Below are 24,517 nucleotides of genomic sequence, written 5' to 3' on the forward strand. Positions count from 1 at the left end.
TCACCTCGTCACCCGTTTATTTATCCGCTAATGACGGTCATCAACTGCTGCCGCCGCAGCGTGGTTTCGGCCGCCGGCCAGAATATGGCCGGCTTGCTGCAGGGACATATGAGCCAGAGCATCATAATCGTTCAATCTCCCAATATCCCACCATTCATAATCCTGAACAAAGCCCTGTATCGGTTTCCCTTCACGCAGCAGCACCGGGAACACATCGCCGGGTAAATCCACTTCATTCCTTGACGGGTCAAACCGTTCGATATAGGGAAAAATCGCTGCCTCCAGCAGATAGGTTCCTGTACTGACGGGACGATCCAGGTTGGTTTTTTCCAGAAAAGCAGTGACCCTGCCGTCACGGTCGACTTCTGCCAACCCAACCTCTAACCGATACCGGGTGGAAAGAGCCACTGAGACCATTCCTTTCTGCCGTTCATGAAAGGCTATAAACTCCCGATAATCCAAATGGCAGATGGTATCGCCCGGCACAACGAGAAACCGATCTTTATCCTTCAACAGTTCCCGGCAGCGCCATACTTCCCCCGCTTTGCCAGCCGGAGAGGCGCCGTGGCCGTATGCGATCTTGATCCCCCAGCGGGAACCGTCGCCAAAATAATTTTCTATTTGCTCGGCTAAGTAGCTGACGGCCAGCACATACTCGGTTACGCCATATGACCGGAGCTGCAGTATGACCCATTCCAGCAGCGGTTTGCCATGCAGGGGAACCATAGGTTTGGGAATATAATCGGTAACGGGACGCAATCTGGTTCCCTTACCGGCCGCTAATATCATGGCTTTCATATTGCTTCCGCCTTCATGAGCGCCTCTGCCCAGTCAGCCACAGCACTCGCTCCTCCGTATTTCTCACCTATTGTTTTTAGCTGTTGGGCATTTTGGCGGTAAGCGTTGTCGTGCAGCACCTTTTGTATAACTTCGACTAACCGGGATGGTGTGAGTGTTTTTTTATCGAGTACGATGCCCGCGCCAAATTGCGCAAGCACGGCCCCGTTATCCTCCTGTTCCCCCATAGATGGAACCACCACCGCCGGCGTGCCGCAGGCAATGCAGGTCATAAGCGTGGAGGAGCCGCCGTGAAAGATTGTTACGTCACTGGCTTTAATCAGTTCCGTTCCGGGGACAAATCCCCGAATGCTGGCATTAGCGGGCGGCTCAAACTGATTAATGGCCTCTGGCGAAAATTCGACACCGGCGGCAATAACGCCGGTAACCTCCGGCAGCAGGCGTAAGGCATTTAATACCGTTTCAAGAAACCGCTCACCGATCATCGCTGAACCGCCAATCGTAATATAAGCCATTTTCTGCTGCGCCTCACCGGTATGTGCTTGTTTTAACGCCTCCCGTTCGGGCAGTTGATCAGGATACTCAACCAACAGCGGGCCGGCAAATCTGAATTTTTCCTTGCTCTTTACCAGGGCGTCGCCAAACGTTTCAAACGCGATGCCGCCGCTGATTTCCGGCATCCCTTCCAGCACAATCAGATTAGCCGCCTCAAACGCATCCACCAGCATTGCCAACAGGGTTTTCATCACCAGCCCGTCGTCGTAGCGCTGCGCGAGAGTTTTAAATGCCTGGAGCGTCTTGTCGCCGTGAGGCTGGAGAAAGGTCATAATCGAGGGAATACCGAGCTCCCGGGCAACGGCGGTGCCCGTAAGCGTCCCGCTGATGATGAGGTGCGGCCTTTCTGTAAGAGCTGCCTCTCTCTCTATTTGCCGAATTTCCTGCAACATCGCAGGCAGCCTCGGTATAATCTCGTCGGGAGGAGCACTGGGCATTCTTGCCGCTTCCCAAACATCGAATCCGAAATTTTTAATAACCGGCAGCAACGTTCCCGCAGCGATAAATTTCACCTCATGGCCACGGCCCAGTAAAGCTTTGGCCACCGCTACCGCCCGCATCGTCTGTCCGAAGACATTACCGGTCCCCATTTGCGCCGTGCATAACACTTTCATGCTCTATTTCCTCCTTGAGCTCATGGATGGTCAACTGATGTTCGAAGAGAAACTCATCGAGTATTTTATGAAAATAATCCCGGTAATGCTGGGAAATCAGGCTTTTCACTTTCGGACCGGTTGGCAGATCACTAGCTTGATACGTAGCCGCTTTTACAGACCCTACCATATTTCCCAATACAACCGACAGTAGCGGACTTTGCAAGTTCGCATACGAATACACAAACCCGCCTGAAGCCGAATCGCCGCAACCGATCGTATCCACTACCGCTCCCGTATGGGTTACCGGCACAGTGGCCCAAATTGTTTTTCTGCCCCGTTGCCAGACAATCAGCGAGGATTGGTCGCCAAAAGTAATCCAGCAAGCCAGCAAGCCTGCCTTTACCATAGCAACGGCAAAGTCCAGATAGTCGGTAAAGTTCGTAAGCGAGCGTCCTGCCGCCCAGGCGGCTTCTTTCTCATTCATCTTGAGCATGTCAATTGCTTTCAGCCACTCTCCCGGCTGCTCCCACTGCTTTTTATATCGATTTCCCTGTTCATCCACACCGGTTATCAGCCCGTGTAAATCCAAGAAAATCGTAGCCGAACTTGCCTCCCGGAAGGGCTTTAGTTGGGCAATCTCTATATCAGTTTCATTTACCGGCATTAAAATAATATAATCGCAATCTTTCAGTTGCATCAATTCCGGCCAAGAAATCGGCGTCATAATCTGTGCTTGCCGGCTAATGCGTTCCTGTTGGTTAACATAGGCCAATTTGATTTCCGCGCCGGTATCATCCGGCTCCGGCCTGCAGATGAATGTTAGGTTGGGATGCTTTAGTAGTGCACTGACCGTAGCTGCATCCTGCAGTGACAAATGCGTCAAACAAACGACTTCATCTTCCGTACCTTCCGCCAGCTTGGCAATCACCGATGCCGTATAGACAATGGACCCGAATTTCGTCACCGTTTCACCATTTGGCCACGTAATTGTATCTTTGGCTATTGGCCCGACAACGCCAATCTTCATCAATTCACCGCCTTATAATCCGTCATTGCTGCAAATGCAAGCACTCAAAATTAAGATGCCCAGTATCCGGACAATGATACCTGAAAATGCCATGCCGTTTGCAGTTGCTGATGCTGAAAACGGCAATGACTATGAATTAGTCGTCCTGTAGGATTGCGGATAAATGCCGAAATATATCGGTTGATTGTGGCTTCATCTCCAATGGTGCACCTGCCTAAACAGCAAGATACAGGTTCCTTGGGTTCAAACAACATACTATGTATTTTTTAGAAATGCGATATAGGATAACCACATCTTACATTTTTTCGGGATGTAAGATGTGGTTGTTGTATGATAAAAAATTCAAAACTTGTTTTTAAGAAGGAGGAACTATGGAGTATCGTAAAATACTAAAAAGTAATGATAAGGTCAGTAGCATCGGAATAGGCGGAACCCATCTATGAACGAAGTCCACCAGTTGGTGGACTTCGCTTTCGAGCAAGGTGTGAATCTGATCAATACCGCCCTGGCCTATCCAAGCCACTAGATATGCGCGGCGCTGCTTTGAAAGGACGGCGCGATAACGTATTATATCAGATGCATCTGGGCCTCACTTTCCCCAATGGCCAGTATATGCGCAAGTGCAACAATCCAAAACCAAAAAACTCGGCGCTTGGTCAACAACCCCGGCGACAACGCACTAAAAACGTCGAACATGACGACGGTAAGGATGATCGCATTTCTAACAAAAAAAATGTCAAAGAATCCACCTTTATGCCTCTCCTATTTCGAAGCTGCCGATTTTATCAGCGTCTTATTTGATCTGTTTCCACCAGGGTGAAAAGCGTTGTTGCTGATTTTGAAGCTCTACCGGTTCTCCGATCAGGGGCGTCAAAAGTCGGTAGCTCTTATTCTGGCCGGCAGCAGCGATCCGGTCAAACGGTTCATCCCAGGGATGGTTGGCAATGGTGAATTTTCCTACGTGCGCGGGCAACAAGGCTTTGGCTTTTAGATCTGCGGCAGCCTGCACCGCCTCTTCCGGTGTCATATGGATATACGGCCAGTTCTTATCATACTGACCGCTGTCCAAAATAACCAGGTCAAAGCCATTGAAGCTTTCGCCAATTTGCTTAAAATGCGGTCCATAGCCGCTGTCGCCGCTGATAAAAATCCGTTGTTGCGGCGTTTCCAGCGCAAAGCCGGTCCACAACGTCTTGTCTCTGGTCAGCATGCGCCCGGAAAAATGGCGGGCCGGCAGCACATGAACAGTGAAATCAGCTTCCAGCGCCACTGTGGTAAACCAGTCGGCCTCCTGGATGAGGTCTGCCGCAAAGCCCCATTGTTCAAAATAGGCGCCTACGCCTAAACCGCAGATTATATTTTTAATTTTGGCTTTCAAAGCCATAATCGTAGGATAATCCAGATGATCCCAATGATCGTGGGTAATCAGCAAATAATCGATTTCCGGCATATCTTCCGCGGTATAGGGATTGGTGCCCGCAAAGGCCTTGTTGGCAAACGAAACGGGGGCCGCGTAAGGGCTAAATACAGGATCAATCAGAATTCGTTTGCCGCCAAGCTGCATAAAGTACGAAGAATGGCCAAGCCAAATCACGATATCCTGATCCTTGCCCAAGATCATCAGTTCTGTTTTTATGGAAGGAATGGGAGCTATCGGCGCCGGCCGTTCTTTTTTGCTAAATAGCTGCTCCCACCACAGAGAAACAGAACTTCTGTCTGTTATCAGGGTAGGCGTGGGAACCAGATTTGCAAATTGCCCGTCAATATAATGGGGTGAACTTTTGATTTTTTCAAGGCGGGCGCCTGCGGGCAAGTTGCCAAACTTAGGCTGCTGTAAATAAAGAACTATACCAAAAGACATAATCATCAACAGGCCGAAACTTATCAACAAAATCAAGGCTATTTTTCTCAACCGCCTTTTCATAGCAATCTCCGGAACTCTGGTTTTGAAGGATATTGGTGCCGCGGGCTTACCTCTGCCAGCGTTTCATTCATACTGCCGGTGCGATAGCCGGCCAGATCCAGAGTAACAAAGCTGAAACCCAATTGCTTTAATGCACGCCCCAAACGCTCTTTGGTAATCTCCAGGCCGTAGGCCACCCGGGACGACAGGCAGGCGGCACTGGGTTTCTTCCAGGTAGGCAGACCCCATTCAAGGGAGATTTCCCGTTCCATTAAGTGATCCAGTTTAGACTGAATTTCAGCATTCATATTTCCTGGTTCCTTTCTCCTCGACATTGGCTGCCAAGCCCGCAGCTTCAGTCGGTGCAGTCGTTTCAAAAGGGACAATCCCGGATTTCACGGGAGTATCGTTTAGAATTTCAATCGTGCCGGCGCAGGGCTGACAAGCATTTAATAAAGGCAGCCGAGCCGAACCCAGCCGCCTTCACAGGGTAATCATAAAATTAACTCTACTGTAATGCAATAAATTAACTGCTTTAATGTCCACATAAATTAGGCAACAACATGCTATACCAAAAATGGATCAAATTTCTACCAAGTTATATTTCCGGCTGCCCATACCCAGTGTGTCCATATATTTAAGCTGATGCAGGCCGCCACGGGATTCAATGCGTTCAACGATGTCACGGCGCTGATCGGCAGGCAGCTGATAAATCATATCGATTCCAGCCTGGTCAGCGGCCAGAATATCGGTCGAGCCAATAATACCGATGTCATCGCAAGTCGGTTTTGCGGCACTAGACCCGGCGCAGTCGCAGTCAACAGAAATATTTTTCAAGACGTTGATATACGTGATATGCCCTTTGAAATGATCAGTAATGGCCTTGCCGGCTTCCACCATTCGCTCATGGAATCCGTTGCCGCCCAGCCAGCCGTCCCCATGAATCATTCTTTTGCCCACTTTACCAGAGGCAAACCCAATGCCTATATTCTTTAAAGAACCGCCGAAACCGCCCATCGTATGGCCTTTAAAATGCGTATATACCAAAATAGAATCATACTTTCGCACATTTTTCCCTATCGCAATTTCCTGCAGATGAATTCCCGGTTCAAAAGGAAACGGTCCGCTGGCATCCATGTACTTGTCAAGAAACGCTTTCACTCCCGGCACCGGCAGCATAACATCTCCATCCTCATCCAGAACATCGACGGGACAAAAATCAAAACCATTGGTCTTAATTGTTTCACGATGCGTCTTGGTTTCCCGGCGCGGGCTGTTATACATCACGTTGCATTCAACAATTGCGCTGCGCGGAATTTGTCTCTGCAGGTTCTTAATGTATTCAATAGGCAATAGATTCGGTCCGTGCGGTTCACCGGTATGTAGTTTAATCCCAACTCGGCCGCTAATCCCCTGGTTAATCTTTTCATAAATCTTTTGTACGCCTGCCGGGCTCAAGTCCCGCGTAAAATACACAACGGGCTTGCTCGGATCATACGACGAAACGGCATGTGATCCCCCCCAAGTCACCTGCTTCGGCCCGCTCTGCGCATGTGCAATGATCTGGCTAAACGACGGAATTGCTGCCATTGCAGCCACTGTGCCGCCGGCAAACTTTAGAAAATTACGTCTGGTAAATTCTTTTGTTTCTTTTCCTTCCTGGTTATTCCTTGTTTCCATCTTTTCCAGTCCCTCTTTGCCATATTTTATCCTGTAAGAAAGTATAACTTTCCGCCTGGATAAGGGCAACATCGGCTTACGCCTTCGCTAAGGCTCGGCGCAAGCCGGTTTTCTTTATCACTTGAAACTTAGACGCTGCAACAATCCTATCCATATTTTCCCTTGTTGCAACTTATTGCTGTTATTGTACAACTTGAAGTTAACATCAGGTCAAGAATTTTTTTAAAATTTTTGACCTATCCGGTAATAGCGCACAGATTATCCGTGTTCGACGGCAAAACGCTAATGCTTGGAAAACTCAGTGACGAGCAATCGGATATAGCTTAAATAAGCCAGCCCCCTACTGCATAATGTGGATCAATGATCTGTATGATTACTGAATACGTTTTTATTATGAGTTCATATTTTTTCAGCCCATCTTCATTCAGTGCTCCAATATTTGTTGCTTTTGCTTTATCCGTTTAACCTAAAAGAAAAAAATTTTGATCTTCTCGGTGTTTTTTTCTATAACCTATTTTTAGTTCAAACACTCAATTTTATAATCCATACGTTTCAGAGTTGCCAGCATCTCGTCCGTTCTTTGTTGGAGCAGTTGACGCTGTTCGATAAGCAGTTTCTTTCTCGCCTCAATGGTTTCATCCCCCTTTTGATATAGGGCGACATATTCAATCAATGCTTCAACCGGAAGACCTGCTCCTCGCATACATTTGATGAATTCGACCCAACCACAGTCTGCTTCTGTATAATCCCTAATTCTGCTTTTATTACGGTTCACACGGGGAATGAGTCCGACACGCTCATAATAACGGAGTGTATCCTGGGAAATATCAAATTTTTGACTTACCTCTGAAATCGTCATGCGGTTTCACCTCCAGATACTTATTTAAACATTATAATACTTAAAGTTAACTCCAAGTCAAGGAACAGACAGAATTTTTTCTTCGACATTTTTATAACTTGCGGTTATTTCGCAATTACGCCGTTAACCACAACAATATAGATGTATACAATTTATGCTTAGTGATCTGCAATACCTTTATAAAATATGTACGCTTATAGTGCCGGCAATAATAGTTGGTCATCTTTTTAAAGAGGAGAACCACCGGACTTTTAGTGCCGTTAATGACCTGCAAAGCAAGGTCTCGGTCTATTATGATAGAAATTCTAGAGCATCGATAAAGCACCGCAAACTAAAAAATTGATAAAAATGCTTGACTTGGTGTTAACTCCAAATGCTAGACTAACCTTCAAGGAGGAAAACACACTCCATATATCCAGCATTTACAGACAAAAAATCTTAAAAATTACTGAATTTAATTCTCCTGGCAGCCTATGAGTTAGGAAAAGCACTTCAATCTGTGAAAGGAGTAGATGAAGGAAAATGAAAAAAACAATATCTATATTGCTTTTCATTCTATGTGTGATTACTTTGGCTGGCTGTTCGGGTCAACTTGCAAGTCCCCCTCCATCCTCCACTCCTTTAACGCCTTCTTCCGCTCCGCCAGAACCGGGCATACCGAAAAAACCGCTGCCCTCCGGGCAGACTTCGCAAGCAAGAGGCAACACCATGCGAACTGTAAATATCCAGGTTGGCAATAAAAACTTTACGGCAATCCTATATGACAATGCTTCCACACGGGCTTTACTGGCAAAGCTGCCTCTGACCTTGAACATGGACGAACTGAATGGAAACGAAAAATTCTACTTTTTTTCGGAAAAAGTCCCTGCCAACAGCGAACAGGTGGGAACTATCAAGACCGGCGATTTAATGCTCTATGGTTCTGACTGTTTGGTACTGTTCTATAAGAGTTTTTCCACTTCGTACAGCTATACAAGACTTGGTTATGTTGAAGATGCAAACGGATTAGCGGCTGCGCTTGGCAGCGGGAGTGTGCCGGTAACTTTTAGCGCACGGTAGAGGGGGAATGCCTGTAAAACAAATAATCGTAATTGCAATCACAAAAATATTAAAATAGGGGTCTATAAAAATGAAAAAAATGATTGCCCGTGGCTGCCAAATGCTCACAACGATGGCCTTGGGCTTAGTTCTCTCCACGACCGGCATTGGTGTTGCATCCGCGGCAGACCTGGCCAATGGCACAGACAACTTTTACAAGAGCGACAAGGTAACCGTGCAGAAGGTTACGTTCAAAAACCAGTACAACATGAAGGTTGCCGGGAATCTTTTTATTCCCAAAGATTTAAATAAGGACGCCAAAAATCCCGCGATCATTGTCGGGCATCCGATGGGGGCAGTAAAAGAACAAAGCGCGAATCTGTATGCTGCGAAAATGGCTGAACAGGGCTTCGTTGCTTTATCCCTGGATTTGTCTTTCTGGGGAGAAAGTGAGGGACAGCCTCGCAACGCTGTTTCGCCGGATATCTATGCTGAGGACTTCAGCGCGGCGGTGGATTTCCTGGGCACCCGGCCGTTTGTTGACAGGGAACTGATTGGCGTTATCGGGATTTGCGGCAGCGGCAGCTTTTCCATCAGCGCGGCCAAGATCGACCCGCGCCTGAAAGCCATTGCGACAGTCAGCATGTACGACATGGGCGCTGCCAACCGCAATGCGCTCAACCATTCCCTGACCCTTGAGCAAAGAAAGCAGATCATTGCAGAGGCCGCCGAGCAACGCTATGTGGAGTTCACAGGCGGTGAAACCAAATACACCGGCGGGACGGTACAGGAACTGAATGAAAACACCGACCCCATTCAGCGTGAGTTTTATGACTTCTACCGCACGCCAAGGGGTGAATTCACGCCTAAAGGTTCGTCAGCAAAAACTACAACGCACCCGACGCTGACCAGCAACGTTAAATTCATGAATTTCTACCCGTTCAATGACATCGAAACCATTTCTCCTCGTCCTATGCTGTTTATCACCGGCGATCAGGCGCACTCCAAGGAGTTCAGTGAGGATGCTTACAAGCGTGCGGCTGAACCTAAAGAATTATACTATGTTCCGGGCGCAGGTCATGTGGATTTGTATGACCGGGTGAATCTTATCCCCTTTGACAAACTCACAGCCTTCTTTTCCCAGTATCTGAAATAGGGTAGTACTAAAAACCACTATTTGCTGCCACGATTGAAGCACCTTACCCGAAGTTTTGGTCAAGTGATTGCTAATGTAGCCTGGTTTACAACAGTTACCTCCGCATGAAATATATCCACTGCCCATTGTCTATCTGACAATGGGCAGTGGATATTGTGTTTCTCAAGTTGCTGATCCACTACGATGATGTTGGATCTCATGGGCCACTTTATTTAATTATATCAGACAAATATGACACCTATTTGTCATATTTGTCTGATATATTAAATCACTAGGGACAATAATACCAACCTAGTAAAACAACAACTAAATAAAGAGTGGTTAGTATAGTTAATTTTTATATAGGGATTGATTTTTAATAGATTTTAGATTATATTAGCACTAACACCCCTCCCCCGAGGGAGGGATTTAAAGGAGCGAATTATGACAAAAGAAGAATTAAAAAAAAGCGTACAACAACGATTGGGCACGATTAAGGGGCATATTGCTGGTATCGAAAAAATGGTAGATGAAAATAAGAATTGTGAGGATATTCTTGTCCAACTGAGCGCCATCACAGGCGCAGTGAACAAACTAAGTGCTCATATTCTGGAAAATTATACAAATGCATGTCTAGATCAAGCCAATATCAACGATGCCAAAGCACGTCAGCAGATTGAGAATTTAACTAAAATAATGCTTAGCATGTTAAGAAAATGAAATTAATATTAGATTGTCTATGCTAATCCGGCATGATTTATCCCGGCAGTAGGCAACACCATCGGAAATTTCTTGCGGCAATATCATGCTACAAGGAATCGCCCTGTTTTTTTAGCATAGGTTATTTTAAGGGTTTGTGGGCCGCAGGGGATTTTTACCATAGCGTGGATAAACTGATACTGAGAGGGTGAGGGATTTTATGGCTCATAATTTAACCCGGAAAGTAGGCATAAGCTGGACAACCCGCAACGGCGCAACCTTCTTCCGCCGGAAGAAACATTGCGCCGTCTGGAACTGAAGGCAGGCGATAGCATGGCCGAATCGGCTGCGGCATCAGCTACTTCACCGTACGTAGGGTATCGCTCCAGGAAGAATATTCTTATAAAAGTTTCCTATTGCTTCTCAGATTGCTAAGATTTATAATGATAGTACCCCCACCCCGTGGGGTTGGGGGTACTATCATAGAAGGGGAAGTTTTATGAGAAAACGCATCCGGCCTTATTTGTTTTGGGTTTTATTAGTATTTTTTGCTGTTGGGCTGGTTTATCCGACGATCGGCATTGTTGCCTTGGTATGTATGATTGCGCCGGTTGCCGTTGCGCCGTTTCGGGGGCGATACTGGTGCGGCAATTACTGCCCGCGGGGCAGCTTTTATGATCATGTTCTGGCCAAGCTATCACCAAAGCGGAAAATTCCCGCGTTTTTTTCCCATACCGCCTTTCGTGGGTTTATGGTTCTGTTCATTATGACTATTTTTTCGGTGCAAATGTATTATGCCTGGGGCGATTGGGCGGCCATGGGCAGGGTGTTTGTGCAGATCATTTTTATTACAACGATAGTAGGTATTGTTTTAGGGATAGTCTATCACCAGCGGACCTGGTGCTATTTTTGCCCGATGGGGACGCTGGCTAGTTGGATTAGCCGGCGAAAAAAGCCATTTCCGTTAGCTGTGGAAAATTCTTGTGTTAGTTGCAAGCTTTGTACGAAAGCCTGTCCGATGCAACTGACGCCTTATGCGGCAAAAGGCATTGACGAGGGCTTTAGCCATAGCGATTGCCTGAAATGTGACCGCTGTGTCGAGCATTGTCCCAAGCAGGCCCTGCAATTTAACAGCAATACGAAACCAGGGACAACATAAGGAGGAAGCGTATGGAAAACACCGGGTGAATTTTCATCTTGTGAATATGTTAAGAATCGCTGTCTGCTTGTATTAAAAATAATATTCACACTAAAATATAAAGTGTTTTTCTATTGGAAGGCGAGAAGCATCCGAATTAGAATTTTTCATTTTGATCAAAATTGGTAATCCACCCATTAGCCAAAAGGAAAGTTCAGGGTTTTCTTTTCTTCTTCAAAAAATAGTTCCAACTGCTCATGTCCTTGTGACACGATTTTCCCAGCCGTACTATTTACCGATCGTACCAGTTCACCCTGCCACCGCTTACTAAACTCCCGGCGTGCCGCTTCACTAATGATATCTGTTGCGTTTTCCGGGCGAACCAGCTTAATTCGTGCGGTAAAACCCAGCTTAAAATTCCTATCCCCCAATATACCTCTTGACATTTTTCCTGGTGTTTACGCAGCCTAGGGCATACATCTCCCACCATTTCCTTGATGATCATGAGAATTTCTGCTTTTATATAATAATCCCGCATTAATATCTGGTTTTTACTATAGATTTACTTTTCGGCCGTTCCTTCCGGCTAATGATGCTGGCCTCCAAGCCCCATGCGTGGTAATATAACTGCAACCCCATTACGCCCAGAGTTTTCAGCAACCACACTGGATTGGCTTGAGCCAGACCCTTAATCGTATAAAAAATACCCATTCGCTTGAGTTTCTCATCGTATCCTCTGGCTATGCCCCAAAACGCAGTCAGCGGCTGTATTTTCCATACCGTTACCATCTCATACGTCCATTTTGCCATCCATGGCGGACGCTTTTTAGCTTCATTATCCAGTGCCAGTTTTGCCAACAGCGGGTTATCGCCAATGCCTACCGTCACAATCAAACCCAACTCATCCTTCACCATCTTTAAGATGGTTTCCGCAATCGCCTCTACGGGTCCGAACAAATTTTACGATGCGGTAACATCCAATATGGACTCATCAATGCTATAAACGTGTAGATCTTCATCTGGTACGAATCGGCGGAATATATTCTGTATGGCCTGGTTCACATGGATATATGACGTAAATATCACCAAACAACAAAACAAAACGGATGCCCCACAGGGTCAAGCATGACTGTCCATTCGTCGCAATACTGGGTGCCTGCTTTCGTTGCGCCACATGAAATTGCGTGTTTCACAGCACGTTCCATATCTTCCTTACTTTGTACCCCAAAGTCGATGTGTAGCATCTGCTGCTGCGCATTAGGTTCTTCTGGCCAAACAGGCGCAACGTAGTCAGGGTTGGTTTGAAAGGCGATCTTAACACCGCCCAATGGAGAGCGGATAGCTAGAAAATCCCCTTCCTCTACAAAATCCTTTTCCCATCCAAGCATCCGAATATAAAAATCAGCCAAAGCTTGAATGTCGGGGCAATCAAGTACAATTGACTTCAATTTGATTGTGGGTATGTTATTTTGTTTTATGTTATTCATTTACCGTTCCTCCCATAATATAAAGCTTTCATTCACGATTACAAAGCTTTATTTTCAAAATCAACCTGATGTTTTCTTCCTTTGTCTGCGGAAACATAGACCATATTTTCCCACAGCCCTTGAACTCAGGACCCTCCTGGCTTCAAGGGCTGTGTTTTCTTTTCAGACAAACTGTTCACTCCGGGATTCAGTTTCAGGGTTTAAAGTGAGGATTTACATGGTGGAGGCAATTCGTGGCCTTGCAAATACACCTATATTTTTATTACCTGTGAGCAATTACTTCTATTCCCACCAAGCCCTCTAGCGGCACTTTGTTTACTTCTACAGTAGTTCTCGCTGGAGGATTCTCTTTAAAATATGTACTATAAACCTGATTAACTTTGGTGAAATTGCTCATATCAGTTAGAAATACAGTCGTTTTTACTACATTGCCAAGAGTCATTCCTGCTTCTTGGAGAATGTTTTTTAGGTTGTCCAACGTCTGCTTGGTTTGGCTTTCAATACAATTTTCGACCAATTTGCCGGTAGCTGGGGAAATACCTATTTGGCTAGAAAATAAAAGGTCACCCGATAATATGGCTTGTGAATATGCGCCTACCGGTTCAGGCGCTAAATTGGTTTTTATTACTTTATTCATCGTTTGTCCCTCCACGTGTGATATGGTTTTTCCTTTCACTTGAAAATTTATGTTTATAGTGTATCATTCCTTAAGAAATTATAAAAACGAATGTTTATCATAATATTTATTACAAAATCAGATATATAATAAAGCTTATAGCCTACGAAGCATCACTCCTTATCCTTGATGCGCTAGTTTCACCTATCCAAATGGAACCCAACAACAAGGTGGCCCCGAACAATTGCTGTAAAGTCATTATTTCTTTCACTATTAAAACAGAAATCACCAGTGATGTAAGAGGGTCAATATAACTCAAAACGGCGATACTTTGAGTTTTTAGTCCTTTCATACCGATAAAAAACAGATAAAGTCCAACGCCTCCATGAAGGACACCTAGCAGAAGCATCAATATAACCGTTTTGCCTGTGATAGAAGAAAAATTGAAGCCATCCGTGAACAATACAAACGGGAATAATAACATAATCGACAAACCAAGTTGCACAAGCGTAATGGTCAACCCATCTAGCTCCCGAATAAACTTATTGGTCAGTGTCATCGCGGCGTAGAAACTCGCCGCAATCAATCCATAACCGATGCCAAGCAAATGATTTCTGGTGGTTTCCAGTGTACTATTTTCCAATATTAAGAATAGCCCCAGCAAAGCAACGCCTATGCATATCACCTTTTTTAACGACAGCTTTTCTTTCACAACCAAAGGGGAAAGCATAATAACCAGAACAGGCGCAAAATAATAGCTCAGTGCCGCATTAGCAATTGTTGTTTCCTTATACGCCTTAAATAAAAAAATCCAGTTTCCACTTAATGCAATGCCTGCCATAACCAGAGCGGCGGCATTTTTCTTCACACTGTCCCACGCTACCTTCTGTTTCTTGCATCTAAAAACGATTAATAAAAATATTAATCCAATCAGGCATAAAAACAACGCTATCTTGCTGGAGGACATGTCGATGTATTTCACAAATACGCCAACTGCGCCGACGATAATCATCGACAGTACAAAATATAGCTTTTCCTTCACATATGTTCCCCCTTTTTACTTAAGATGATTAAAATGATAATTTTACTTGATTTTGCAATATATAAAAGGTAACATATGTTTACAGATTACAAAAGCGAATTTTTATCATAAATCTTATAACAAAATCAGATGATAAAAGGATCGAACGCCATATGGATATGAACATCCAAAAATACATGGCTTTTGTCAAAACCGTCGAATATGGTAGCTTTACAAAGGCGGCAGAAGTCTTGAACTATTCCCAATCCGGCATCAGCCGCATGATTAATGATTTGGAAAAAGAATGGAAAGTGACGCTTCTTGAGCGTGGGCGCGCCGGTGTGCGCCTGACTTCCGAAGGATTAAAGCTATTGCCGTTTGCTAAAAATGTATGTAATGAATATCAGAGATTGCAAACGCAAGTAGATGAACTGAACGGCTTGCAATCAGGGCTAATTAGGATTGGCACATTTTCCAGTGTAACAACCCATTGGCTTCCGAATATCATCAAAGCGTTTCAAAAGGACTACCCCAATATTGATTACGAGTTTCTGTTGGGCGACTATACGGAAATTGAAAGCTGGATTTTAGAGGGGCGCGTGGATTGCGGCTTCCTCCGGCTTCCTGTATACCCGGAGTTTGAAACGATATTTTTAGAGCAGGATAAACTGCTTGTTGTTTTGCCAGAGGATCATCCGCTGGCCGACTGTGAACGCTTTCCTGTAAAGGCGCTATGTCATTACCCTTTTATGCTTGTAGAAAAAGGCGCCAAGGCTGAAATATCGGAAATATTTGAGAAATGCAATATTGAACCAAAAGTACAATTTACGACATGGGATGATTATGCCATCATGTCAATGGTCGAAGGTGGATTGGGTATCAGTATTTTACCGGAGCTTATTTTGCAACGTATTCCATACAGAATTATAACAAAGGAGCTGGACATACCTGCATACCGACAAATTGTTCTTGCAATGAGAGATAAAAAATCTGCCTCGCTTGCGGTAAAGCGATTTTTGGATTATCTGATTTACAGGAATAACCCTAGGAAAGAAATGGTATAACAACTATTTCTCAGTATTTCAGATTTCTCACAAAACGGTAAGTCGTTGGAGTGTATTGAAACTTGCACATTTTTAGGATTTTCCCTACGGCCAACTCCTAAAAAAGCACCCAACCCCTGCAACTTCGGGCCACCTTGGCCCGAAGTTGGCGCGCTGCGTCTTACTTTTCCGTTTTGGCAGTATCCTTCTGTTGCCCCTTCCATTCATCCAACTAGCGGGTCAATTCCCCGCCGAACCGCCTCTACGGACGCAAAGAATGATTTTACGTCGATGCACAATACGCTCCTGCGGGGAAAACAAGAAAAATCAACGAGCCCCATTACTTTTGCCTTCTTGGTCTTTCATCTGCTCGTTGTGTTCAGACAGAAGCATTCCCGCCCACTTGATCATATACCGGTCGACATAAACTATTCTAGCCATTTATTGGTAAACAGGGATACTCAGTAAATCTATCATATGTGCGTTCATCACTATCCACCTCCATTTACATAATGCCAGAACGTATGTTCTGTGAAATGTCGATGGGCTTGGTAATTTCTGCTAATTTGAATAGAAATAAAGCCGGCTAAGCTGATCATCAAAACCACCCTAGCCGGCATGGCATTATGCGTTTCGAAGAACTAATAACCGTAACTCCCTGCCACAATGATTACTTTGATTCGATTCGGATCAAACTGCCGCTTAATAATAACAAAATCATTGCAGATTCGATCTTCACTTTGGCAGTCAACACAGTAGCCAACCGTAGTACACGGTGTCTTTTTATTTAATCTTTTAGCATCCATTGGGGCCGCGTAATTTCTCACCCTGATTTCGGCTTCCTGCAGATTTTTCACAATTTTATTGACTCCGGCGACAATAATTACCTGCTTGGGTCCATAAATCATCGCAGCAACCCTGCTGCCGTTTCCATCAATATTATAGAGTTCACCGGCCTCCGTTAAAGCATTTGTACTGCATAAAAACGTATCAGCGGAAAACGTCTGCCTGTAAATCTGATCTTTTTCAATCCGGGTAAGGCCGGGATCGTACTTATCGAGAAATTGATATTTCCTACTGCGCAATCGTTCAATGACACCTGTTTCAAAGAGAGTCATTGAATCTCCTACCGCCACAAGGGAATTTTCAGGTATCAATTCCTCAATTTTATTCATGAGCTGTACCCTATTTTCCACATAAATCCCCTGCATATTATGCCTCTTCAAGCTAGCAATCGTTCTTTCCACTTTTTTCTCGAGATACCATTTAACATTAGCATCCATTTTCCACACTCGCCTTTCTATCGCTCGTCAGAAGTGTAACAAATTGCCGGGCAGCCGTTGATAATGGGACATCGCGTAATATCACCAAACCGATTGACCGTTTTGGAATCGGTTCCTTGATCTTGACTTCATACAGTTCCCCGTTTTGCAATTCCTCTCTGATAAAATCCTTTACCACACAGGAAATTCCTAGTCCGGTTTTAGCAAAATGAACCAATAAATCAATTGTTCCTAATTCAAACTCAGGCTGCAATACCAGACCATTGGCGTTCCAGTACTTTTCCAGAAAAGCTCGTGAATTGCCACCCTTCTCTAATACCATAACCGGATATTTCGTTAACTCCTGTAAACTGATTTCACCTATGCTCAAATGCTTGAATTTGGGACCAGCGACAAAACAATCCTGAATCTGTTGGGTTTCCGTGATTTCGATAGCATCCTCCGTCTCAATCGGCAAATTAATAATACCCAGGTCGATCTTACCTGCCTTAAGAAAATCAAGGATTTCAAACGTAGTCTGATTAGTTACGTGTATTTGAATCTGCGGATGGCATTCGTTAAACTGGCCAAGATAAGGCAGCAAATAATATTTACTCAGCGTATCTCCTGCACCAATGCGAATCTGTCCGGTCATTAGATGCAGCATCTCCTGGAATTTATGTTCGGCAGTCTGTATCAACTGATACCCCTGTTCAATATAGCGAAAAAATATTTCCCCTTCGGCAGTCAGCGAAACACCCCTAGACGTACGAAAAAACAATTGTCCGCCAAGCTTTTGCTCTAATAGTTTAATTGACTGACTAACGGCAGGCTGAGAGGTAAATAACTCTTTTGCCGCTTTAGAGATGCTTCCTGTTTTGGCAGTCATGTAAAAGATACGGTAAAGCTCCAAATTTATATGCATATAATCACACCTTATATCTCATATATTTAATATCGATTTTTCTTATATATTAAAAATTATTATAATAAAAGTGCAGCTAACTTACAAGGTCACTTAACTATAAAAATGAGGTGTGAGTCATGAACTTTATGTATTATTTATTGTCATTTTTATCAGGAACAGCCATCAGCACGCAGGCAGCCATTAATGGGAAATTATTATCAAGTCTCGCCAGTCCGCTTTTGACATCTACTGTCAGTTTTGCCGTCGGTACAGTCGGCCTATTTGCCACTTATCTGATTGCAGTAAAATTAGGATTACAGAATTCACCCTCACTTCATCAAGTCATCCAAACAAGCTGGTGGATGTGGACCGGAGGTTTACTAGGCGCTTTTTACATTCTCACAACGGTTGTTGCTTCTCCTAAAATCGGTTTCGCTAATTTATTCAGTCTTATGATAGCAGGGCAAATTCTTTTTGCCCTCATCATTGATCATTTCGGTATTCTCGGGACGACGCACGCTGTAAATACAGCCAGAATACTGGGTGTAACTTTTCTAATTCTAGGCGTATATACAATACAGACACACTAAACCTCGGCTTTTTACATTCTGATTAAATCGATTCCTAAGGTTAGATTACAAGGGTATTATTTGAAACTGCCGTCATTTGATTTATCCTAAACTTTGTCCCTTTTTAACAGCAAAACATCAGGACCAAAAGCCTGATGTTTTCTTCCTTTGTCTGCGGAAACATAAACCATATTTTCCCACACCCCATGAACCCAGGCCCCGCCTGGCATTACCTGCAAGGCGTCACCGTCAATGAATTCGGTTGGCAATGCCATTACTATACCGGGGAATGCCTCAACAAATGTGAAGAAAATGAAATTACCGCCATCGTAGCCAAGCAAAATCCACCCTCAACTACCGGGAATCCGGCCTATACCTTGGATAAATTCAAATAGGTAAGACATCCATCAAACCCGTATTTACAGGAATATCGTCGATCCATGAATACCACGTTCTTTTACGAACTGTTGCTCTATAGCCAGTCCATTTTTCAGTTCAAAAACTAAGTGCGTTGGCGTGAGCACTTTTACGCGCTCCACCAACTCACTGCATATTTCTTCATCAAACTCTTCCATTATATAAACTCGACCTTCCAGAACCGCAATCGTTTTTTTGCCAAATCTCTTCCGAAGATCATCTACTACTCTATCTATGGCATGGTTCTTTTCTTCTCCTGCAAAAAACAGTTCTAACTGCTCATGTCCTTGTGACACGATTTTCCCAGCAGTAATATTTACCGATCGTACCGGTTCCCTTGCCACCGCTTATAAACTCCTGGCGTGCCGCTTCACCCGCCATGCTTTCTTGAGCTATGCCGCGAAAGCTGATTAAGGCATCCTCCACACGCTCCCGACCTATCAATCATATACTAAATTATAATGGCATTTTTTTGTAATACCGTAGCATGAAAAAGTGCAAGGTGTATATAGAGGGGGTATCCTGATGCAAACATCTTTGCAAGCCGAACGGCTGGCAGCCGGTTTTATTCAAGCCGGAGCTAACGTTATTTTTGATTCACCGATCTACTCGGAGGGCGCTATCTCATATGACAGCGCTACAGGCGAAATCACTATAAATCAGATTGGAACATTTGTCATACAGTGGCTGATATCTGTCCAAGCCTCTTTTTCCACCATCGGTTCCGTATTCGGAGTGCAGGCTGCCGACGGCGGAACAATTATCGGCAACTCACCCATCAAAACAGGAGAAACGGTGGGCTTTGCCGTAGTTCGCGTGGACACAACGCCGGTTGTTGTCACATTGGTCAATGAAAGCGCCGCCGTAGTGTGGTATTCTGCTGTCACGCCAATCAAGTCCTCTATCGTCGTATTCCGAAGCAGCGGCCTTGAACATCTTGTGGACGGAAACACCGTTGGTTCTCTCGCCGGGATCGGCACCTATTTTGACTATGTCATGGGCGAATATGCAGTGGCGCTGGGCTATCTTACCCGTGCTTCCGGCAACTACGCTCTGGCCGAAGGCTGGCTCACAACTGCCTCGGGTTTGGCGTCCCACGCCGAGGGGTACAATACAACGGCTTCAGCCCAGGTATCGCATGCGGAAGGAGGCGATACGGCAGCCTCCGCAGACGGTGCACATGCCGAGGGGTTTGGCTCAATCGCCTCCGGCCCCTACTCCCACGCGGAGGGCGACAACACCAGCGCTCGGGATGTGGGTTCCCATTCGGAGGGGATGGGTACAATTGCTACAGGTCGTGCTTCTCACGCGGAAAACGGAGTTAATAACGCAATAGCGCAATTTTCGCACGCAGAGGGGATTTTGAATATCAGCTCCGGCCCTCAATCACACGCAGAGGGGATTCTGACTAATAGCTCCGGCAACGCCTCACATTCAGAAGGCTTTCAGACTACCACGGGGGGATTCATAGGTGCCCATATTATGGGTACCTATGGGGACGCGGAAATGAATTACTCATGGTTTCTGGCCAACGGATCAATCGCAGCCAGAGGGCTGGCCGCAAAAATCCTCACAACGGGAGAAGCGTTTATTGACCAGAACTGGAATGGTGGCGGCGCTGATTATGCCGAAATGTTTGAATCGGCCGACGGTACGGCAATCGAACCCGGCTATTTCGTCACGTTTGATGACAGTGACGGTGAAAAGATCAGGCTGTTTAATGCGGCGGCAGACAATTATGTGCTGGGCGTAACCAGCGCGACCCCGGCATTTTTGAGCAACGCGGGAGAACTTCGCTGGGAAGGAAAATACCTTACCGATGAGTGGGGCAGAATCCAATTTACAGAAATAGAAATTCCTGATTTTATCTATGAGCCGACAGGGATGGTCATTATACCGGCCCATACTGAAACCAAGCCTGTGTTCAGTCCCGAATTTGACCCCACGGTTCCTTATGTGCCGCGTTCCCAAAGGCCGGAATGGGTTCGCATTGGACTGCTGGGAAAGCTGCGCGTCCGGGATGACGGAAGCTGCATACCCGGGGGCTATTGCCGTCCCGGCGAAAACGGTATTGCCGTGTCTGCGTCCCAAGGTTACCGGGTGCTCAGACGAACCGGCGCCGAACAGGTGATGATTCTGCTCCGGTAAGATTCCTTGCAGCGATTTTGTCAACAAAAACGGAAGATGGCGATACCTCAAACTTTATCCGTCCGTTCCGCCTGGCGCAAACTTCTCCCACCATCTCCTTAATGATCATTAGAATTTCTGCTTTTACATCGTAATCCCGCATCAATATCTGGTTTTTACTATAGGATTTACTTTTCGGCCGTTCCTTCTGGCTAATGACGCTCGCATCCAGGCCCCATGCGTGGTAATATAACTGCAACCCCATTACGCCTAGCGTTTTCTGCAGCCACAGTGGATTGGCGTGGGCCAACGCCTCTATCGTATAAATAACCCATTCGCTTGAGTCTCTCATTGTATCCTCTGGATATGCCCCAAAACGCAGTCAGCGGCTGTTTCTTCCATACTGTTTGCGGCACCATTTCATACGTCCATTTTGCAACCCATGGCGGACGCTTTTTTGGCTTCATTATCTAGTGCCAGTTTTGTGCCAAAAGCGGGTTATCGCCAATGCCTACAGTCACAATCAGACCCAATTCATCCTTCACCATTTTTAAGATGGTTTCAGCAATCGCCTCTGAGGGTCCGAACAAATTGTGTGATGCGATAACATCCAATATGGACTCATCAATGCTATAGACGTGTAGATCTTCATTCGGTACAAACCGGCGGAATATGTCCTGTATTGCCTGGTTTACAGTGATATATAGCGCCATATTCGGCTCTACTACCATGATCGGGGAACGCTTGGGAATTTCAAAGAGTTGATTTCCGGTCTTGATATTATATTCCGATTTAACCCTCGGGCTGCTGGCCAGTACGACCGCGCCGGTTCTCCTCAAATCCGATACTACAGCAATATAGGCTTCCAGTGGGTCAAGCCCCCGCCGCACCGCCTCTACGGACGCAAAAAATAATTTTACGTCGATGCACAATACGCTCCTGCGAGGAAAACGGGAAAAATCAACGAGTCCCATCGCTTTTGCCTTCATTCTCTTTCATATGTTCGTTATGCTCAGGCAGAAGCATTCCCGCCCACTTTACCATACATCGGTCGACGTAAAATATCCGTGCCATCTGCTGGTAAATAGGGATACTTAGTAAATCTATCGTATATTCTCTCATCACTATTCACCTCCATATACACAATACCAGAACATATGTTCTTATGTAAATGTCGATGGGCTTGGTAATTTTCGCCAACTTGAATGGAAATAAAGCCGGCTAAGATGGTCATCAAAACCACCCTAGCCGGCGTTTTCTTTATAGAAAAAATATTTGCATTTTAATGATGTTTTCTTCCTTTGTCTGCGAGAACATATTCCACTATTTCCCACAGCCCTTGAACCCGGTCCCCGCCTGGCTTCAAGGGCTGTGTTTTCTTTTCAGCCAAACTGTACACTCAATCTGCCCTTCCTCGTAAAATCAAGTTACCTAGTGTGTTATAGGCCCAGGGACCTTTTGTAATCATTTCCATCCTTGAACACCGTGCCGACAACCTTGCCTAATTCAAAATATGAGGGGAACATCATGACCATCGGGTTTATTTTTACAGGATCGATCTGCCCATCGGTTAAGCCTTTTTCATCTGCATAAACGGCCACTATTTCGCCCAGAAACATCAGGAAACCCGATAATGTAATCGTTTGGTTTACTCTGCAAAGTATATTGATTGGGCACTCCTGTATCATCGGCGCTCTGCCTGCCTCATCGTAAAACGGGGTGAACAATTCGGATTTATCCGTTGTTTTCCCTGATACCACGCCACAGAAATCAGTTTTCTCAGCCAAGTCCGGCGAGGGCAGATTGACGCTGAAAAATCCGTTCTCCTTAATACCGGTGGTTGTATAATGCGTTTCTTTCAAAGAAACATACAACATCGGCTCCAAATTCACTACCCCGCAAGCGCCAACTGTGCAATAATTAGGTCTGCCGTTAACATCCGCGCCTACGAGGATAGTTGGAAAAATCATAGCGGGCCTGTTTGGCATTTTTATCTTTTTCAGTTTAAACACCTACACCTCCCCTACAGATTTAGTATCTGCGGTTCTGATCGGTAATATTGGGTTTTCCGCAAATATTATGCCCAAGGTGGAGCGAACCGACTCCCCCATTTCGGATATTAATCAAGAGCACGTTATCGAATTTCGGAGTTCCAAACCCCCAGTGTTTTCTAGGCATGTCAGCGGAAACATAAACCATATTTTCCCACAGCCCGTAAACCCAGGCCCCGCCTGGCTTCACGGGCTGTGTTTTCTGTCATCACTATAACAGCTATGATAAAGCGCTCCAATTCCAAATTCGCTGGCCGCCCTTTGCCGGAATGGGTGTATCTAACATCTTCATGTTGGTAAACTCCCACGCATATCTACCGGGTTGCCAATCTCCCAATGAAACTTGTTGTTCGCTAATGGCATAAAATTCCCATATACCATGATTGCTACGCCATAATCCGATACTTCCCTTTTCGTCTTCTTTTATCTCATGGCAAGCAATCAAATCAGCGGTTGCAATTACAGCTCCTCTTGGATAGTCTGTTGAATTATCTGCCCCAAAAATTGAAGTAATAATGCCAAACATTTGATATAGCAGCTTTTTAGGTTCGTTAGCTGCCGCATGAATCGCTATCGGTCCACGATAGTTTGTAGTCCACGACCGTGTTTCGTATTCTATTACGCCGCAAGCCAGTAAAGATGCCCATGGTTTTGCCATAGTGTTATTGCTTTCATTTCCACACACCCTGTTATCACTTTGCTACTTGTATTATTATAAACAAAAACCGTGTCACTATCTGCAAAACTAGTGGTTTCGCATCTATCTAACAACGAGCCCTTCAACCATGATTTTTATCTCGTATTGATGAATCTTCACCAGACACTCGGCATTTAGATTCGTGTAAATTGGAACTTAGCAGAAACCCATTGCTTCTTTTACAATTCCCATTTGCTCAGCAGAGGTGAGTTTCTCCAATAACTTGAAAGCAACGCCCGAAGCGGTTTCAGGACAATATGAAGTAATTACATTATCATCGACCACAATGGGACTATCCAACACATTCGCGCCAAACTGGGCTAATTGTTTTTGGCGGTGCCCCCCTTGCAAGTGATATGTCGTCGCATTTCGGCCTTTCAAAATGCCGCTTTTTCCGAGCGCCAATGCTGCAACGCAGATAGTGGCAATCGTTTTGCGCTTTTCATTGAATTCGCGGATCAGATGCAAAAAGTTCTCATTATAGGCTTCTTCATAAAATCCGAAGTCTTCAAATCCTCCGGGTATTGCCAATGCATCGTAATCGTCAACACAAATTTCATTAATCAGTCGATCCACTATGACAGGGACATTAAATGTGCTGGTAACTGTTTTTGTAAATCCGCATGTTATCACGTCAATATCATAATGATAATCATGCCTTGCCCAGCCAAGCACATCTACAAAAACACTGAATTCCATTGTCTCAAATCCTTTAGCCAGAAACAATAAGACTTTCATACAATCGCCTCATTTAATTATTAAATTTCTCTTTATCTGTGAGTTATATCACTAAAACCAACTAAATTATACCAGTTTGCCACTATGTTTTCAATTATAGCAATATAGACAGCCCTGCCGGTTCCTCCGTCCGTTCCTGTGCCGGAGGTTAAGC

Annotated in this window: 27 protein-coding genes and 2 pseudogenes; 7 read left to right on the forward strand and 22 right to left on the reverse strand. The window is 45.1% G+C overall.

Going from position 1 to position 24,517, the window contains the following annotated elements; all coding sequences use genetic code 11:
* Nucleotides 1-27: 27 nt before the first annotated feature.
* The 7 genes and pseudogenes from ACZ481_RS16360 to ACZ481_RS16390 all read right to left on the reverse strand — a co-directional run bounded on the left by ACZ481_RS16360 (nucleotide 28) and on the right by ACZ481_RS16390 (nucleotide 7,418).
* The gene (locus ACZ481_RS16360) at nucleotides 28-798 is read right to left on the reverse strand and encodes a nucleotidyltransferase family protein (RefSeq protein WP_464766417.1); all 771 of its coding nucleotides are present in this window, start codon (nucleotides 796-798) and stop codon (nucleotides 28-30) included.
* A complete protein-coding gene (locus ACZ481_RS16365; protein ID WP_464766418.1) occupies nucleotides 795-1,967 on the reverse strand; it encodes a glycosyltransferase in 1,173 nt (390 codons plus the stop codon). Before ACZ481_RS16365 ends, ACZ481_RS16360 begins: the two co-directional genes overlap by 4 nt.
* Nucleotides 1,930-2,976 carry a carbohydrate kinase family protein gene (locus ACZ481_RS16370; RefSeq protein WP_464766419.1) on the reverse strand — a complete coding sequence of 349 codons (1,047 nt, stop codon included), beginning with the start codon at nucleotides 2,974-2,976 and terminating at the stop codon, nucleotides 1,930-1,932. The genes ACZ481_RS16365 and ACZ481_RS16370 overlap by 38 nt, the downstream gene beginning before the upstream one ends.
* Before the next feature lie 793 nt (nucleotides 2,977-3,769).
* The gene (locus ACZ481_RS16375) at nucleotides 3,770-4,900 is read right to left on the reverse strand and encodes an MBL fold metallo-hydrolase (protein ID WP_464766420.1); all 1,131 of its coding nucleotides are present in this window, start codon (nucleotides 4,898-4,900) and stop codon (nucleotides 3,770-3,772) included.
* Nucleotides 4,897-5,145 (reverse strand): annotated as a pseudogene (locus tag ACZ481_RS16380) (hypothetical protein); the annotation flags it as partial. The pseudogene ACZ481_RS16380 and the gene ACZ481_RS16375, both read right to left, overlap by 4 nt.
* Before the next feature lie 316 nt (nucleotides 5,146-5,461).
* Nucleotides 5,462-6,559, reverse strand: coding sequence for a DUF362 domain-containing protein (locus ACZ481_RS16385; RefSeq protein WP_464766421.1), 1,098 nt, complete (start codon nucleotides 6,557-6,559; stop codon nucleotides 5,462-5,464).
* 517 nt (nucleotides 6,560-7,076) lie between these two features.
* Nucleotides 7,077-7,418 (reverse strand): MerR family transcriptional regulator, encoded by a 342-nt coding sequence (locus ACZ481_RS16390; protein WP_464766422.1) that lies wholly within the window; start codon nucleotides 7,416-7,418, stop codon nucleotides 7,077-7,079.
* Nucleotides 7,419-7,940: 522 nt separating this feature from the next.
* Here ACZ481_RS16390 and ACZ481_RS16395 point away from each other — a divergent pair.
* From ACZ481_RS16395 to ACZ481_RS16410, 4 genes are all read left to right on the forward strand, one after another.
* Entirely contained in the window at nucleotides 7,941-8,477 is a 537-nt protein-coding gene (locus tag ACZ481_RS16395; protein ID WP_464766423.1) for a cyclophilin-like fold protein, read from the forward strand.
* Between the two features lie 70 nt (nucleotides 8,478-8,547).
* Nucleotides 8,548-9,612 carry an alpha/beta hydrolase gene (locus tag ACZ481_RS16400; protein ID WP_464766424.1) on the forward strand — a complete coding sequence of 355 codons (1,065 nt, stop codon included), beginning with the start codon at nucleotides 8,548-8,550 and terminating at the stop codon, nucleotides 9,610-9,612.
* 423 nt (nucleotides 9,613-10,035) lie between these two features.
* The gene (locus ACZ481_RS16405) at nucleotides 10,036-10,311 is read left to right on the forward strand and encodes a metal-sensitive transcriptional regulator (protein WP_464766425.1); all 276 of its coding nucleotides are present in this window, start codon (nucleotides 10,036-10,038) and stop codon (nucleotides 10,309-10,311) included.
* A 478-nt stretch (nucleotides 10,312-10,789) separates the two neighbouring features.
* Nucleotides 10,790-11,449, forward strand: a complete 660-nt coding sequence (locus ACZ481_RS16410; RefSeq protein ID WP_464766426.1) for a 4Fe-4S binding protein — start codon at nucleotides 10,790-10,792, stop codon at nucleotides 11,447-11,449.
* Nucleotides 11,450-11,625: 176 nt separating this feature from the next.
* On the opposite strand, the gene ACZ481_RS16415 is transcribed toward ACZ481_RS16410, so the two are convergent.
* The 5 genes and pseudogenes from ACZ481_RS16415 to ACZ481_RS16435 form a co-directional block, all read right to left on the reverse strand.
* On the reverse strand, nucleotides 11,626-11,874 hold the full coding sequence (locus ACZ481_RS16415) for a DinB/UmuC family translesion DNA polymerase (protein WP_464766427.1): 249 nt from the start codon (nucleotides 11,872-11,874) through the stop codon (nucleotides 11,626-11,628).
* A 91-nt stretch (nucleotides 11,875-11,965) separates the two neighbouring features.
* Nucleotides 11,966-12,514: pseudogene (locus ACZ481_RS16420) on the reverse strand (Y-family DNA polymerase).
* The gene (locus ACZ481_RS16425; protein WP_464766428.1) at nucleotides 12,511-12,915 is read right to left on the reverse strand and encodes a VOC family protein; all 405 of its coding nucleotides are present in this window, start codon (nucleotides 12,913-12,915) and stop codon (nucleotides 12,511-12,513) included. The pseudogene ACZ481_RS16420 and the gene ACZ481_RS16425 overlap by 4 nt, the downstream one beginning before the upstream one ends.
* A gap of 262 nt (nucleotides 12,916-13,177) precedes the next feature.
* Nucleotides 13,178-13,552 carry a Rid family detoxifying hydrolase gene (locus ACZ481_RS16430; RefSeq protein WP_464766429.1) on the reverse strand — a complete coding sequence of 125 codons (375 nt, stop codon included), beginning with the start codon at nucleotides 13,550-13,552 and terminating at the stop codon, nucleotides 13,178-13,180.
* Between the two features lie 142 nt (nucleotides 13,553-13,694).
* A complete protein-coding gene (locus tag ACZ481_RS16435) occupies nucleotides 13,695-14,573 on the reverse strand; it encodes a DMT family transporter (protein ID WP_464766430.1) in 879 nt (292 codons plus the stop codon).
* A gap of 152 nt (nucleotides 14,574-14,725) precedes the next feature.
* On the opposite strand from ACZ481_RS16435, the gene ACZ481_RS16440 reads away from it, so the two are divergent.
* Nucleotides 14,726-15,616, forward strand: coding sequence for a LysR family transcriptional regulator (locus ACZ481_RS16440; protein ID WP_464766431.1), 891 nt, complete (start codon nucleotides 14,726-14,728; stop codon nucleotides 15,614-15,616).
* Between the two features lie 620 nt (nucleotides 15,617-16,236).
* Here ACZ481_RS16440 and ACZ481_RS16445 read toward each other — a convergent pair.
* Both ACZ481_RS16445 and ACZ481_RS16450 read right to left on the reverse strand, forming a co-directional pair.
* The gene (locus ACZ481_RS16445) at nucleotides 16,237-16,878 is read right to left on the reverse strand and encodes a lactate utilization protein (RefSeq protein WP_464770646.1); all 642 of its coding nucleotides are present in this window, start codon (nucleotides 16,876-16,878) and stop codon (nucleotides 16,237-16,239) included.
* Nucleotides 16,868-17,782, reverse strand: coding sequence for a LysR family transcriptional regulator (locus ACZ481_RS16450; RefSeq protein WP_464766432.1), 915 nt, complete (start codon nucleotides 17,780-17,782; stop codon nucleotides 16,868-16,870). Before ACZ481_RS16450 ends, ACZ481_RS16445 begins: the two co-directional genes overlap by 11 nt.
* Before the next feature lie 119 nt (nucleotides 17,783-17,901).
* Here ACZ481_RS16450 and ACZ481_RS16455 point away from each other — a divergent pair, with 119 nt between their 5' ends.
* Entirely contained in the window at nucleotides 17,902-18,354 is a 453-nt protein-coding gene (locus ACZ481_RS16455; RefSeq protein WP_464766433.1) for a DMT family transporter, read from the forward strand.
* A gap of 86 nt (nucleotides 18,355-18,440) precedes the next feature.
* On the opposite strand, the gene ACZ481_RS16460 is transcribed toward ACZ481_RS16455, so the two are convergent.
* Nucleotides 18,441-18,674: a hypothetical protein gene (locus ACZ481_RS16460; protein WP_464766434.1), complete on the reverse strand. Its 234-nt coding sequence runs from the start codon at nucleotides 18,672-18,674 to the stop codon at nucleotides 18,441-18,443.
* A gap of 78 nt (nucleotides 18,675-18,752) precedes the next feature.
* Nucleotides 18,753-19,094, reverse strand: coding sequence for a hypothetical protein (locus ACZ481_RS16465; protein ID WP_464766435.1), 342 nt, complete (start codon nucleotides 19,092-19,094; stop codon nucleotides 18,753-18,755).
* A gap of 181 nt (nucleotides 19,095-19,275) precedes the next feature.
* On the opposite strand from ACZ481_RS16465, the gene ACZ481_RS16470 reads away from it, so the two are divergent.
* Nucleotides 19,276-20,898, forward strand: coding sequence for a peptidase G2 autoproteolytic cleavage domain-containing protein (locus tag ACZ481_RS16470; protein WP_464766436.1), 1,623 nt, complete (start codon nucleotides 19,276-19,278; stop codon nucleotides 20,896-20,898).
* Here the strand turns inward: ACZ481_RS16470 and ACZ481_RS16475 are convergent.
* From ACZ481_RS16475 to ACZ481_RS16500, 6 genes are all read right to left on the reverse strand, one after another.
* Nucleotides 20,855-21,229, reverse strand: a complete 375-nt coding sequence (locus ACZ481_RS16475) for a hypothetical protein (RefSeq protein ID WP_464766437.1) — start codon at nucleotides 21,227-21,229, stop codon at nucleotides 20,855-20,857. The genes ACZ481_RS16470 and ACZ481_RS16475 overlap by 44 nt on opposite strands.
* 118 nt (nucleotides 21,230-21,347) lie before the next feature.
* Nucleotides 21,348-21,866, reverse strand: coding sequence for a Y-family DNA polymerase (locus ACZ481_RS16480; protein ID WP_464766438.1), 519 nt, complete (start codon nucleotides 21,864-21,866; stop codon nucleotides 21,348-21,350).
* Between the two features lie 23 nt (nucleotides 21,867-21,889).
* Nucleotides 21,890-22,111: a hypothetical protein gene (locus ACZ481_RS16485; RefSeq protein WP_464766439.1), complete on the reverse strand. Its 222-nt coding sequence runs from the start codon at nucleotides 22,109-22,111 to the stop codon at nucleotides 21,890-21,892.
* Nucleotides 22,112-22,316: 205 nt separating this feature from the next.
* Nucleotides 22,317-22,889, reverse strand: coding sequence for a flavin reductase family protein (locus tag ACZ481_RS16490; RefSeq protein ID WP_464766440.1), 573 nt, complete (start codon nucleotides 22,887-22,889; stop codon nucleotides 22,317-22,319).
* Between the two features lie 259 nt (nucleotides 22,890-23,148).
* The gene (locus ACZ481_RS16495) at nucleotides 23,149-23,586 is read right to left on the reverse strand and encodes an ASCH domain-containing protein (RefSeq protein ID WP_464766441.1); all 438 of its coding nucleotides are present in this window, start codon (nucleotides 23,584-23,586) and stop codon (nucleotides 23,149-23,151) included.
* Nucleotides 23,587-23,781: 195 nt separating this feature from the next.
* Nucleotides 23,782-24,363, reverse strand: a complete 582-nt coding sequence (locus ACZ481_RS16500) for a DJ-1/PfpI family protein (RefSeq protein WP_464766442.1) — start codon at nucleotides 24,361-24,363, stop codon at nucleotides 23,782-23,784.
* Between the last annotated feature and the right edge of the window lie 154 nt (nucleotides 24,364-24,517).

The organism is Sporomusa intestinalis (assembly GCF_055383785.1).